This window comes from Desulfurellaceae bacterium, from assembly GCA_021296095.1.
In the GTDB taxonomy this organism is placed as follows: domain Bacteria; phylum Desulfobacterota; class Binatia; order Bin18; family Bin18; genus JAAXHF01.
On sequence record JAGWBB010000095.1, the window covers coordinates 10,858 to 11,177 of the forward strand.

At 59.7% G+C, this 320-nt stretch carries 1 protein-coding gene; it reads left to right on the plus strand.

From position 1 onward, the window contains the following. Window positions 1–320: NADH-quinone oxidoreductase subunit H (locus tag J4F42_18460; protein MCE2487502.1), on the plus strand; the 320-nt coding region annotated here is incomplete at both ends.

Here is a 320-nt window from a genome sequence, read left to right on the forward strand (position 1 = left end):
ATCCAGCAGCAGGGCTGGGCTCCGTGGGACTGGTACGCGTTTCATAACCCGTTCACCTTTATCGCGGCCCTGATCTTCTATGTGTCGGCTCTGGCCGAGGCCAACCGCACCCCGTTTGACATTCCGGAGGCCGAATCCGAACTGGTGGCCGGCTTTGCGACCGAATACAGCGGGATGCGGTTTGCCCTGTTCTTCCTGGCCGAATGGGGGACCTTGTATGTGATCGGGGCGGTGATGACGACCCTGTTTCTGGGTGGCTGGCACGTGCCGATCTGGACCGACAACGTCGTGCTGCTGAATATCTCGCAGTTTGTGGTGTT